This window comes from Gilliamella sp. wkB7, assembly GCF_001693435.1.
Classification (GTDB): domain Bacteria; phylum Pseudomonadota; class Gammaproteobacteria; order Enterobacterales; family Orbaceae; genus Gilliamella; species Gilliamella apicola_N.
The window spans coordinates 1634751-1648149 of sequence record NZ_CM004509.1 but is presented as its reverse complement, the minus strand read 5'-3'; the positions used below and the strand labels follow the sequence as shown (position 1 = coordinate 1648149).

The following is a 13399-nucleotide window of genomic DNA, read 5'->3' as shown; positions in this document are numbered from 1 at the left end:
AAATATTTATTTTTTAAAAAGAATCATTATCATCTTCGCCTGCTTTTTTGATAGAAGATTTTTCTATATTTGCTATTTTAGATAAATTTTTTCTTTATAAATAACTGGTTTTTATTTATCTTATTAATTTATTATTATTTTTTTATTAATAGATCCATTTTAATAAATATAATAATGTAAAAAAACTGCTTTAAATTCAACATGAAGTTAATTTTATGTGATTTGCTCTTAGTATTTTAAATTAAACATTGTTTTAGTTATCTCTTTTCTATATATCATATTAATTAGAAATAGATAGTTAACCAAATATTAGCTTTTATGTCGAAATTATGAAAATTTTGACTAGAGTTAATTGATAATCTGCAATATAGCCGTAAATTTTATTAAAAAATATAAGCTATTATCTTGTTTTACCGTTTTTTATTTTATTATAGACCCTACAATAACAAAGGATTACAATATGAGGCGCTAAAATCGCGGATTTAAACCCGTTTTCATTTTAACAATTAATTATAGCTGAGTTATTGATGAGCAAAAAATTACATATAAAAACATGGGGATGCCAAATGAATGAGTATGACTCAACCAAAATGGCTGATCTCCTTGAATCTACCCATGGTTTAACATTAACTGAAAATGCCGAAGAAGCAGATATTCTACTACTTAATACCTGTTCTATTCGAGAAAAAGCCCAAGAAAAAGTATTTCACCAATTAGGACGTTGGAAAAATCTTAAACAGCATAATCCTAATATTATTATTGGAGTAGGTGGTTGCGTGGCTTCTCAAGAGGGTGCTCATATTCGTAAACGTGCTCCTTTTGTAGATATTATTTTTGGACCACAAACGTTTCACCGTTTACCTGAGATGATAGAACAAGTTCGTAGTGGTAAAGGTCAGCATGTTGTTGATGTTAGTTTTCCAGAAATTGAAAAATTTGACCGTTTGCCTGAACCTCGCAGTGAAGGTCCAACAGCATTTGTCTCTATTATGGAAGGATGTAACAAATATTGTACTTATTGCGTGGTACCTTATACCCGTGGTGAAGAAGTAAGTCGACCTTGTGATGATGTTATTTATGAAATAGCACAATTGGCTGAACAAGGTGTGCGTGAAGTAAATTTACTGGGTCAAAATGTTAATGCTTATCGTGGACCAACTTTTGATGGTGATATTTGTTCATTCGCTGAGTTATTACGTTTAGTGGCTGCCATTGATGGTATTGATCGTATTCGTTTTACCACTAGCCATCCAATTGAATTTACTGATGACATTATTGATGTATATCGTGACACGCCTGAACTGGTTAATTTTTTACATTTACCAGTACAAAGTGGTTCTGATCGAGTATTAAATTTAATGAAACGAACTCATACGGCAATTGAATATAAATCCATTATTCGCAAATTACGTAAAGTACGTCCTGATATTCAAATAAGTTCGGATTTTATTGTCGGTTTTCCTGGTGAAACGCAAGAAGATTTTGAGCAAACCATGAAACTCATTGCTGATGTGAATTTCGATTTAAGTTATAGTTTTGTTTATTCTGCTCGTCCAGGTACACCTGCTGCAGAAATGGAAGATAACGTATCAGAAGAAGAGAAAAAACAGCGTCTGTATATTCTTCAAGAACGTATTAATCAACAAGCAATGCAATTTAGCCGTCGTATGTTAAATACAGTGCAACGTATTTTAGTTGAAGGTCCATCTAAAAAAGATTTGATGGAATTAACCGGCAGAACGGAAAACAATCGTATTGTTAATTTTGAAGGTTATCCTGATATGATTGGAAAATTTGTTGATGTTGAAATTACCGATGTTTATCCAAATTCATTACGCGGTAAAGTGGTTCGAACCGAAGATGAAATGGATTTACGAGTGAGTCAATCACCAATGTCTGTAATATCTCGCACTCGTAAAGAAAATGATTTAGGGGTGGGAATTTATCATCCATAATAAAAAGTAGTTATTTAACTAACTTATTAATATATAAATATTAATATATAAATAGGGATGAAAGGAAAATAATTAGTGATGAAAACAACAATATACTTAAATAAAAGTAGCTAAATATTTTACTTTTTTATCCCTATTTTTAGTTATGAAACATTAAGAAAACATATAAAATACAATCATTTTAATTCTGATTATACTTATAAAGCACTAGAATAAATATCGCTAACATTTAAATAACAAACAACATGTTATGTTGAAAAAGAATAAAAGAAGCGACATGCCAATTATAATGTTAGTAAATAATATAAAATCGCAAGGGTTTGATAAACAGCAATCTAAAAAAAACGTTAATGATATTGTATTAGGTAATATTGTTGGTTGTACCGTTATAAAATGGATGTTTAAAAGAAGTGGAAAATTGTTCTTTATGTGAACAGCGTCTTAATGATTAAATTACTATTAAGAGGGACTTAATTTTGGATATTATTACACACGAAACTGTACTTGAACCAGCCGATAATAATAGGCTTAATAGCCTTTGTGGTCCTTATGATGACAATATTAAACAACTTGAAAGTCGATTAGGTATTGAAATTAATCATCGAGGCAATCTATTTGCCATAACAGGTAATGCTATCTGTGTTAAAGCTGCAGAGGATATTTTACAGTCTCTTTATAAAAATACCATAAGCAAAAATAAAATTGTAGAAATTGAATCTGAGCAGGTTCATTTAGCCATAAAAGAGTCAGGCGCACTGGAAAAAATAAGTGAACATCCACAACAAATATACATTCATAACCAAGCAGGTAAATTAGTTATGATAAAAACTAAGCGTGGTGTTATAAAACCGCGAACCCCTAATCAAGCACAATATGTTGCGCATATATTGGATTATGATATCACTTTTGGTATTGGTCCAGCAGGAACGGGTAAAACTTATTTAGCTGTAGCTGCAGCTGTTGATGCGTTAGAAAAACAACAAATTCGTCGAATTGTATTAACTCGTCCTGCCGTTGAAGCTGGTGAAAAACTTGGCTTTTTACCTGGAGATCTAAGTCAAAAAGTGGATCCTTACTTACGACCTCTTTATGATGCCTTATTTGAAATGCTCGGTTTTGAAAAAGTTGAAAAACTCATTGAAAAAAGTATTATTGAAGTTGCACCACTTGCTTATATGCGTGGACGCACACTTAACGACGCTTTTATTATTCTTGATGAAAGTCAAAATACGACTATCGAGCAAATGAAGATGTTTTTAACCCGTATTGGTTTTAATTCCAAAGCGGTAATAACGGGTGATGTTACCCAAATAGATCTCCCTCGTAATCAAAAATCTGGCTTACGTCATGCTATAGAAGTATTAAGTAAAGTTGATGAAATTAGTTTCAACTTTTTTAATAGTGATGATGTGGTTCGTCATCCAGTCGTTGCCAGAATCGTTAATGCTTATCAAAAATGGGAAGAAGAACAGCAGCAGGCTGCTAAAAGTGTTTAAAGGAGTATTACTATCCCTATCTCAAGTAACAAAAAGAAAGGCAATATTCGTGATCACTCGGCAGAAACCAATTTGTTTTTGCGACGAGCACTGTTTGCTTTTATTGTAATTATTTTATTATTATTAGTTTTACTTGCTAACTTAGCTGATCTTCAGATTGCTAATTTTAGTTATTACAGTACTAAATCTAATAATAATCGTATTGAAATTATTCCTATTGCGCCCAGTCGTGGTATGATTTATGATCGTAATGGTACGCCATTAGCCATTAACAATATCACTTATCAACTTAATATTATTCCTGATAAAGTCAAAAACCTGAATGAACAATTTAATCAGTTAAAAGCTATTGTTGATTTAACTGATGAAGATATTGAAAATTTTCAAAAGGAACGTCGAAATTATAAAGCGCATCGCCCTGTCCCATTAAAAGATAATTTAACTCAACAACAGATAGCTCATTTTGTTGTTGACCAGCATCGCTTTCCTTATGTTTCTATTGTTGGAATACAACATCGTTATTATCCATATGGAGCATCATTAACTCATATTATTGGCTATATTTCCAAAATTAACAGCCAAGATAAACAACGTTTAGACGAGGAAAACAAAAGCAGTAATTATGTCGCTACATTTAATATCGGTAAAATGGGAATTGAAAAATATTATGAAGATGTATTACATGGCATCCCAGGTTATGAAAAAGTAGAAGTTAATAGTCGAGGACGAATTGTAAATCAACTTAATCAACATCCACCTCAAGCTGGTGAGGATATCTATTTATCCATCAATCTTAAGTTACAACTTTATATAGAACAATTGTTAGCGGGTCGTAAAGCTGCGGTAGTCGCTATCGATCCTAACAATGGTGAAATTTTAGCCTTGGTTTCAAGTCCTACTTATGATTCTAACCCATTTGTAGGAGGGATATCGAGTGATAAATATAAAGCCTTACTTAACGATCCTAATAAGCCTCTTTATAACCGAGCGTTACTTGGTTCATACCCACCTGCTTCAACGGTCAAACCTTATATTGCGATTGCTGCTTTAAGCGAAGGTGTTGTTACATCAAAAAGCGTAGTTAACGATCCCGGATGGTGGCAACTACCAGGAACCGAGCGACGTTATCGAGATTGGTTAAAATGGGGACATGGCAAAGTTGATGTATTAAGAGCAATTGAAGAATCCGTTGATACCTATTTTTATCAGGTTGCTTATGATATGGGCATTGATCGCTTAAATGCATGGATGACTAAATTTGGCTTTGGTGAAAGAACGGGGATTGATATTTCAACCAATGAAGAGAGCCGTGCTGTTATGCCAAGCCGTGAATGGAAAATACAACGCCATAAAAAATCTTGGCTACAAGGGGATACAATTCCTGTTGGTATTGGTCAAGGTTATTGGACCGCAACCCCAATACAGATGGCAAAAGCATTAACCATATTAATCAATAATGGTAAAACTTATACCCCGCACTTTTTATTATATAAAAAGAGCGACATTATAAATTCCAATGAGCAACAACCGATAATTAATCCTGAAAAATATTTAGAAAATAATAGTTTATCTGATGTTAATTCAAGTTATTGGGCACTTGCTAAAGAAGGTATGCATCGTGTTATGTTTGGTTCGCGAGGAACGGCTCGTAAAGTTTATGCTGATGCCAAATATCAAGCCGCAGGTAAATCGGGGACCGCACAAGTTTATGGGTTAAAAGTTGATGAAGTTTACAATGCCCATAAGGTTCCTGAGCATTTACGTGATCATGCCTTGTTTGTTGCTTACGCGCCTTATGATAAACCCCAAATTGCTTTGGCTATTGTTTTAGAAAATGGTGGGGGTGGAAGCTCAAACGGCGGTGCAGTGGCACGAAAAATTTTAGATTTTTACCTTCTTGGTAATAATTCAACCGAGTTAGATGAATCATCACCAAATACAGGAACTGAAGATTAATTATGAGTAATATCAAAAAATCTTTTTGGCAAAAGATACATATTGATCCGCTATTTTTTCTATTTATTACCTTATTACTTGGCTACAGCCTCTATATTCTTTGGAGTGCAACTGGCCAAGATATCGATATGATTGAAAAACGCGTCATTCAAATCGTATTAGGTTTTATTGTGATGATTGTCTTTGCACAGTTTTCACCTAGAACATATGAAACATGGGCGCCAACACTGTATGTAATTTGTATTATCATATTACTCTTAGTGGATATTTTTGGGTATACCAGTAAAGGGGCACAGCGTTGGTTAGATTTGGGGATTTTACGCTTTCAACCTTCAGAAATAGCCAAAATAGCCGTGCCATTAATGGTGGCAAAATTCATTCATCGTGATGGTTGTCCGCCACCACTAAAAACAACTTTACAGACATTGGCCATCATTGGTGTGCCTACCTTACTTGTAGCGATGCAACCTGACTTAGGTACGGCTATTTTAATTGTCATGTCTGGTATTTTTATTATTTTTTTAGCTGGAATTGATTGGCGATTTATTCTGGTTGCTGTTGTTTTAATTGCTGCTTTTTTACCGATTATGTGGTTTTTCTTAATGCATGACTATCAGCGACTTCGAGTTTTAATGTTATTTAATCCTGAACTCGATCCTAGTGGTGCTGGTTATCATATCATCCAGTCGAAAATAGCGATTGGGTCGGGAGGGATCTGGGGTAAAGGTTGGCTTTGTGGCACTCAATCGCAATTAGAATTTTTACCTGAAAGACATACCGATTTTATTTTTTCGGTTATTGCAGAAGAATTCGGTTTTGTTGGCACAATCGTTCTACTTATTCTATTTTTATGTTTAATTATTCGTGGATTAATTATTGCTTCACAAGCTCAAACAACCTTTGGCAGAATCTTATCGGGTGGGCTAATTTTAGTCTTTTTTGTGTATGTATTTATTAATATTGGTATGGTCAGTGGCATCTTACCAGTAGTTGGTGTACCATTACCGCTAATAAGTTATGGTGGCTCTTCTTTAGTCGTTTTAATGGCAAGTTTTGGCATTATGATGTCTATTCATACACATCGATACATGTTATCTAAAAACATTTAACGGAATTCAAATAAATGAAAAAGAAATTTAAATTATCTTTCGCGTTTTTAGCACTCGCGATTTGTTCAACTGCGTCAGCTGAAATGGCTTTTCCTATTCCTGCTATTCCACAGTTAAATGCAGAGGCATATATTTTAATTGATGCCAAATCGGGTGAAATTTTAGCGCAATATAATGCGGAACAACAACGCGATCCAGCCAGTTTAACTAAAATGATGACCAGTTACGTTATCGGGCAAGCATTGCAATCTGGTCGTATAAAAAATGATGATATGGTTGTTGTAAGCAAAGATGCTTGGGCAACGGGAAACCCTGTACTAAAAGGGTCATCATTAATGTTTTTAGAAGTGGGGAAAACCGTTTCAGTTGCTAATCTAAATAAAGGTATTATCATTCAATCTGGTAATGATGCCTGTATTGCCATGGCCGAACATGTTGCTGGTAGCCAAGGTGCTTTTGTTAATTTAATGAATGAATATGCTAAAAAAATTGGATTAGAGCATACCCATTTTGAAACCGTACATGGGCTTGATGCGCCAGGACAATATACAACGGCCAAAGATATGGCATTTTTAGGGCGAGCGTTAATTCGCGATCTACCAAATGAATACGCTATCTATAAAGAAAAAGAATTTACTTATAATCTCTCTAAACCGCAATTAAATCGTAACGGTTTACTTTGGGATACGACATTAAATGTTGATGGAATTAAAACTGGGCATACTAATGCAGCCGGTTATAATTTAGTTGCTTCTGCTGTAGATGGAAATACCCGTTTAATCTCAGCAGTATTAGGCGGTCGCACTTTTAAAGGTCGTGAAGAAGAGAGTAAAAAATTATTAGTTTGGGGATTCCGTTTTTTCGAAACGGCCAATCCTGTTAAAGCAGATAGTTCATTAGTGAATGAAACCATTTGGTATGGTGATCAAAATAAAATTTCATTGGGATCAATTGATGGTGCTTACGTTTCTGTACCAAAAGGACGTGCTGCCGATGTACAAGTACAATATACCATTGATAATTATATTTATGCGCCAATCACTAAAGGTACCAGTGTTGGTAAAATGCAATTTTTATTAGATGGCAAGGTAATTAATGAACAACCATTAGTCGCTTTACAAGATGTACAAGAAAGCGGATTTTTTGGCACAATCTGTGATTGGATCGCTCTTCAATTCAATAAGCTATTTAGTTAATTCTGATTGTTATTTAAAAAAGGGCTTATTAAAGCCCTTTTTTATGATGCTAATTTGTATTTTTATAAATTTTTAATCGCCTATTTTCATATATACTTGCTTTTTCTCACTTACTTTTATTCAACTTTCTAGTTAAATTCAACTAGATTTCTGTTACATAGATTACCTGCCATTATTTTATCATTAGATAATAGCCAATATGTAAGCACAACTGGGATGGATAGTCATAACCCAGCTGTTTAGTTATCTCTTAGCTTATAATGAAAGGATTATAAATATCTTGTTAATATTCGAATGATTATTTTATTAAAACTCTTTTTTTAGGTTAGCAATCAGATATCTTTTAATAGGTAACTTATTGATATTTTGTGATGTGATTTTAAATTTAATTGATAACAGATAACAGATAACAGATAAATGATTTAATTTCTTTAATATTGAATTAAAACACAAATAAAAGTTGAAATGGTATAGACTCCTGAATAATTTTTACAAAACTTCCCAAATTCTTTTTTGTACAATTAATTTTCAAACCTTTCAAAAGGTAAATTAACAACAAAAATAGAAAGTGGATAGCCAGAATGTAATCTAATCAACATTAGCTTTAAATAAAGCTAGTAATATTTACCTAAATGTGGTATAAAACGCGCGCTACTTTTTGCATTATCTTTTTGAAAAGTTAATGCGAATAAATGGCATTAAATTTAATTATTAATTAACGTTATAACACACACATATCATTACTCTTTGCCGGGGTGCCTTTTGTTTAGTACAAATAGGTCGGATAAAGCGGATATGTGGAGGCATAACCCCAACGTCAAAATGAGGAAATCATGACTACAGTATCAATGCGCGATATGTTACAAGCGGGTGTACACTTTGGACACCAAACTCGTTATTGGAACCCAAAAATGAAACCATTTATTTTTGGTGCTCGTAACAAAGTTCACATCATCAATCTTGAAAAAACAGTTCCTTTATTCAACGAAGCATTAGCTGAATTAAACAAGATTGCCGCTCGTAAAGGTAAAATTTTATTTGTTGGTACAAAGCGTGCAGCTAGCGAAGCGATTAAACAAGCGGCTGAAAGCTGTGGGCAATACTATGTAAATCACCGTTGGTTAGGTGGTATGTTGACTAACTGGAAAACAGTACGTCAATCAATCAAACGTCTAAAAGATTTAGAAACACAAGCTAGTGATGGTACATTTGACAAATTAACCAAAAAAGAAGCATTAATGCGTGCTCGTGAAATGGCTAAATTAGAAAATAGCTTGGGTGGAATTAAAAATATGGGTGGCTTACCCGATGTGATTTTTGTTATTGGTGCAGACCACGAACATATCGCTATCAAAGAAGCTAACAATTTAGGTATTCCAGTCATTGCTGTTGTTGATACTAACTCAGATCCTGATGGTGTTGATTACATCGTTCCTGGTAATGATGATGCGATTCGTGCAATTCAATTATATGCAAATGCAGTAGCTGAAGCAGTACGTTCTGGTCGTGAGCAAAACCAATCTCCAGTATCTGAAGAAAGCTTCGTTGAAGAAGCTCCAGCAGCTGAGTAATAAACTCAAATATTTTCAGGGTCGATAATAAATATCGACCCATTCTAATGACAATCATCACAATGGTTAACTAGAGGATTTAAAAATGGCTGAAATTACCGCTTCTATGGTAAAAGAACTGCGCGAAAGAACTGGCGCAGGTATGATGGAATGTAAAAAAGCATTAGTTGAAGCGAATGGCGATATCGATCTTGCTATCGACAACATGCGTAAATCAGGTCAAGCAAAAGCGGCTAAAAAAGCAGGTCGTGTTGCTGCTGAAGGTGTAATTATTTCTAAAATTGCTGCTGATAAAAAATCAGGTGTAATCTTAGAAATCAACTGTGAAACTGACTTTGTTGCTAAAGACGCTGGTTTCTTAGAATTTAGTGAAAAAGTTGCTACAGCAGCATTAAATGATGGCTTAACCGATCTTGCTGCATTACAAGCAAAATTTGAAGAAGAGCGTACAGCTTTAGTTGCTAAAATCGGTGAAAACATCGGTATTCGTCGTGTTCAAGAAATTGCTGGTGACGTTGTTGGTAGTTATCAACATGGTGCCCGTATTGGCGTTTTAGTTGCTGCAAACAGTGGCTGTGATGAAGAATTAGTTAAACATATTGCTATGCACATTGCCGCAAGCAAACCAGAATATGTTAGCCCAAGCGATGTTCCTGCTGATGTGGTTGAACATGAACGTAATATCCAAATTGATATCGCTATGCAATCTGGTAAACCACGTGAAATCGCTGAAAAAATGGTTGAAGGCCGTATGCGTAAATTCACTGGTGAAGTTTCACTTACTGGTCAACCATTCGTTATGGATCCAAGCAAAACAGTTGGTGATTTATTAGCAGAGAAAAAAGCGACAGTAGCTAAATTTATCCGCTTTGAAGTGGGTGAAGGCATCGAGAAAGTCGAAGTTGATTTTGCAGCCGAAGTTGCTGCGATGTCGAAACAATCTTAATTGTTTCATAAAAACCGCCGTTAAGGCGGTTTTGTTTATCTACAAAATATTTTAAAATTACTGCTAACAAGTATAGCTTGTCAGGTAATTAAGTATCGAAATAACGAATAGTGAGACTTCATATGGCAACCCCTTTCTATAAACGAATTTTACTTAAACTCAGTGGTGAAGCACTACAAGGTGACGAAGGTTTTGGTATCGATCCAACCGTTCTTGATCGTATGGCACAAGAAATTAAAGAACTGATTGAAATGAATGTTCAAGTTGCTGTCGTTATCGGGGGGGGGAATCTATTCCGAGGTGCGGGTCTTGCTAAAGCAGGAATGAACCGTGTTGTTGGCGATCATATGGGAATGTTGGCAACGGTAATGAATGGTCTTGCTATGCGTGATGCGTTGCACCGAATTGAAGTTAATGCGCGTTTAATGTCAGCCATTCCTTTAAATGGTGTATGTGATGATTATCGTTGGACTGAAGCGATTAGCTTGCTTCGTCATGGTAAAGTCGTTATTCTTTCTGCTGGTACTGGTAATCCATTTTTTACAACTGATTCTGCTGCATGTTTACGTGGTATTGAAATTGAAGCTGACGTGGTTTTAAAGGCAACTAAAGTTGACGGTGTTTACTCAGCCGATCCTGTTAAAGATCCAACGGCCACATTGTATAAAACATTAAATTATGAAAAAGTGTTAGATGACGAATTAAAAGTGATGGACTTAGCTGCCTTTACCCTAGCGCGCGATCATAATTTACCTATTTGTGTATTTAATATGAACAAGCCTGGTGCATTACGTCGAGTCATTTTAGGTGAACAAGAAGGGACATTAATTAATAATCAGGCAACAGTTAGCTGTTAGTCTTTTTTATTTCAATATAAGGTTTTTATTATGTTAAATGAGATTTTAAAAGAAGCGCAAACGCGCATGGAAAAAAGTATTGATGCGTTTCAAACTCATATTTCTAAAGTTAGAACAGGCCGTGCATCGCCAAGTTTATTAGATGGCATTATGGTTGAATATTATGGTAGCCCAACACCACTTCGTCAGTTAGCTAATGTGGTTGCGGAAGATGCCAGAACGTTAGCAATTACTGTTTTTGATAAATCATTAACACCTCTAATTGAGAAAGCAATTTTAACTTCAGACTTAGGACTTAATCCAGCATCAGCAGGTACGGTAATTCGTGTACCATTGCCTCCATTGACTGAAGAACGCCGTCGTGATTTAACTAAAATTGTGCGTAATGAAGCTGAACAAGGTCGTGTGTCAATTCGTAATATTCGTCGTGATGCCAATGATCAAATTAAAGCATTGTTAAAAGACAAAGAAATTTCTGAAGATGATGAACGCAAATCACAAGATTTAATTCAAAAAGCAACCGATACTGCAATTAAGAAATTAGATTCAGTACTTGCTGATAAAGAAAAAGAGCTAATGGAATTTTAATCTCAAATTATAATTTTATCGCTAAGACGCTCAGTTTTTAACTGGGCGTTTTTTTTGGTATTTTTCAACTAAATTGATCATCTTTAACCATTATCTTGATTTTAAATTATCATAATTTAAGTATATAATGTTACTAAAATAACAATATTTGCCCATGTTTGTTATTTTTATAACATTGTTATTCATTTACATACAATAATATTTATATTAGACATCATTATTAACATAATTTAAGGATCCCATTATGAGTTATGCAAAGTATATTGATCATACTTTACTGGCGATGAATGCGACAGAAGATCAAATTCGTAAACTCTGTGATGAAGCGAAAGAATATCATTTTTATTCTGTTTGCGTTAATTCAGGCTATGTACCTTTAGCTGCAAGCTTATTAAAAGGCAGTGATGTAAAAGTGTGTTCAGTGGTTGGTTTTCCACTTGGCGCAATGTTAACTTCAGCCAAAGCGTTTGAAACTGAAATGGCGGTTAAAGCGGGCGCACAAGAAATTGATATGGTTATCAATGTTGGTTGGTTAAAAAGCAACGATTGGCAAGCCGTTAAAAATGATATTGAAGCTGTGTTTAACGCATGTGGTGATGTACCATTGAAAGTGATTTTAGAAACCTGCTTATTAAGCAAAGACGAAATTGTAAAAGTTTGCAATATCTGTAAAGAGATCGGCGTCGCTTTCGTTAAAACTTCAACAGGTTTTAGTGTGTCGGGTGCAACGGTTGAAGATGTTAAATTGATGCGTGAAACCGTCGGTGATAAAATGGGTGTTAAAGCTTCTGGCGGTATTCGCGATCGTGCAACCGCTGAAAAAATGGTTGAAGCTGGCGCAACACGATTAGGTGCAAGCGCAGGCATCGCTATCGTATCAGGTAACGGAACATCGTCAGGTAACTATTAATTTACCTTTAAGCTACCTTTATCAGGTAGCTTATTGCTGTTTATGGAATAGCAATGCAATCACAACCACAAAAAAGAGTAAATGCACTTATTGAACTCTTAAAAACGATGGATAAAATTCACTTAAAAGATGCTGCACAATTACTCGCTGTATCTGAAATGACAATTCGTCGTGATCTTAATCATTTACCAACCTCATTGACGGTTCTTGGTGGTTATATTGTTAATCAAGCTCGTCATTCTATCGCCACATATTTTGTATCCGATCAGCAAGATAAACAGGTCAAAGAAAAGCTTCATATTGCAAAACTGGTGAGCCAATTAGTAAGCGAAAATGATACAATTTTTTTCGATTGTGGCACGACTATGCCATTTATCATTGATGCAATTGATGATCAAATATCGTTTACCGCCATTTGTTATTCTTTCAATGCTTTTTTAGCATTACAACATAAGCCTAACTGCAAAATTATTTTATGTGGGGGCAATTATCATATTAATAATGCCATATTTACCAGTATCAATCAGCATAACCAATTAGATACTATCTGCCCTAATAAAGCCTTTATTTCAGCTGCTGGCATTGATTTTAAACAAGGTGTTACTTGTTATAATTTTGATGAACTTAGCATGAAGCACAAAGCAATACAAAAATCTTCTACGAATATTTTGATCGCCGACCATACTAAATTTAATCAAGTTAAACCCGCTTTAATTGGCGATCTTAGTTTATTTAATTTAGTTATCACTGATAGAGCGCCAAAATCGCAATATATCTCTTATTTTAAAGAAAATAACATTGGATTAATGTATTAA

General features: G+C 34.5%; 11 protein-coding genes. All 11 read left to right on the top strand.

Annotation, left to right across the window (positions count from 1 at the left end; translation table 11 throughout):
* Positions 1-527: 527 nt before the first annotated feature.
* Positions 528-1955, top strand: coding sequence for a tRNA (N6-isopentenyl adenosine(37)-C2)-methylthiotransferase MiaB (gene miaB / locus A9G17_RS07155; RefSeq protein WP_065738134.1), 1428 nt, complete (start codon positions 528-530; stop codon positions 1953-1955).
* Positions 1956-2431: 476 nt separating this feature from the next.
* A complete protein-coding gene (locus A9G17_RS07150) occupies positions 2432-3451 on the top strand; it encodes a PhoH family protein (protein WP_065738133.1) in 1020 nt (339 codons plus the stop codon).
* An 18-nt stretch (positions 3452-3469) separates the two neighbouring features.
* On the top strand, positions 3470-5407 hold the full coding sequence (gene mrdA, locus A9G17_RS07145) for a penicillin-binding protein 2 (RefSeq protein WP_065738132.1): 1938 nt from the start codon (positions 3470-3472) through the stop codon (positions 5405-5407).
* Positions 5408-5409: 2 nt separating this feature from the next.
* Positions 5410-6516, top strand: coding sequence for a peptidoglycan glycosyltransferase MrdB (gene mrdB / locus A9G17_RS07140; protein ID WP_065738131.1), 1107 nt, complete (start codon positions 5410-5412; stop codon positions 6514-6516).
* A gap of 14 nt (positions 6517-6530) precedes the next feature.
* A complete protein-coding gene (locus A9G17_RS07135; RefSeq protein ID WP_065738130.1) occupies positions 6531-7712 on the top strand; it encodes a serine hydrolase in 1182 nt (393 codons plus the stop codon).
* Between the two features lie 833 nt (positions 7713-8545).
* Positions 8546-9283 carry a 30S ribosomal protein S2 gene (gene rpsB / locus A9G17_RS07130; RefSeq protein WP_065738129.1) on the top strand — a complete coding sequence of 246 codons (738 nt, stop codon included), beginning with the start codon at positions 8546-8548 and terminating at the stop codon, positions 9281-9283.
* Between the two features lie 85 nt (positions 9284-9368).
* Positions 9369-10229: a translation elongation factor Ts gene (gene tsf, locus A9G17_RS07125; RefSeq protein WP_065738128.1), complete on the top strand. Its 861-nt coding sequence runs from the start codon at positions 9369-9371 to the stop codon at positions 10227-10229.
* Positions 10230-10351: 122 nt separating this feature from the next.
* Positions 10352-11086 carry a UMP kinase gene (pyrH, locus tag A9G17_RS07120; RefSeq protein WP_025316834.1) on the top strand — a complete coding sequence of 245 codons (735 nt, stop codon included), beginning with the start codon at positions 10352-10354 and terminating at the stop codon, positions 11084-11086.
* 30 nt (positions 11087-11116) lie between these two features.
* Positions 11117-11674: a ribosome recycling factor gene (gene frr / locus A9G17_RS07115; protein ID WP_065738127.1), complete on the top strand. Its 558-nt coding sequence runs from the start codon at positions 11117-11119 to the stop codon at positions 11672-11674.
* 244 nt (positions 11675-11918) lie between these two features.
* Positions 11919-12584, top strand: a complete 666-nt coding sequence (gene deoC, locus A9G17_RS07110; RefSeq protein ID WP_065738126.1) for a deoxyribose-phosphate aldolase — start codon at positions 11919-11921, stop codon at positions 12582-12584.
* A gap of 53 nt (positions 12585-12637) precedes the next feature.
* Positions 12638-13399 (top strand): DNA-binding transcriptional repressor DeoR, encoded by a 762-nt coding sequence (deoR, locus tag A9G17_RS07105; RefSeq protein WP_065738125.1) that lies wholly within the window; start codon positions 12638-12640, stop codon positions 13397-13399.

Bases quoted from the DNA above. Each gene is read 5' to 3' on its own strand.
- frr (WP_065738127.1), top strand. From the start codon at position 11,117: ATGTTAAATGAGATTTTAAAAGAAGCGCAAACGCGCATGGAAAAAAGT.
- A9G17_RS07135 (WP_065738130.1), top strand. From the start codon at position 6,531: ATGAAAAAGAAATTTAAATTATCTTTCGCGTTTTTAGCACTCGCGATT.
- mrdB (WP_065738131.1), top strand. From the start codon at position 5,410: ATGAGTAATATCAAAAAATCTTTTTGGCAAAAGATACATATTGATCCG.
- deoC (WP_065738126.1), top strand. From the start codon at position 11,919: ATGAGTTATGCAAAGTATATTGATCATACTTTACTGGCGATGAATGCG.
- miaB (WP_065738134.1), top strand. From the start codon at position 528: ATGAGCAAAAAATTACATATAAAAACATGGGGATGCCAAATGAATGAG.
- tsf (WP_065738128.1), top strand. From the start codon at position 9,369: ATGGCTGAAATTACCGCTTCTATGGTAAAAGAACTGCGCGAAAGAACT.
- rpsB (WP_065738129.1), top strand. From the start codon at position 8,546: ATGACTACAGTATCAATGCGCGATATGTTACAAGCGGGTGTACACTTT.
- pyrH (WP_025316834.1), top strand. From the start codon at position 10,352: ATGGCAACCCCTTTCTATAAACGAATTTTACTTAAACTCAGTGGTGAA.
- deoR (WP_065738125.1), top strand. From the start codon at position 12,638: ATGCAATCACAACCACAAAAAAGAGTAAATGCACTTATTGAACTCTTA.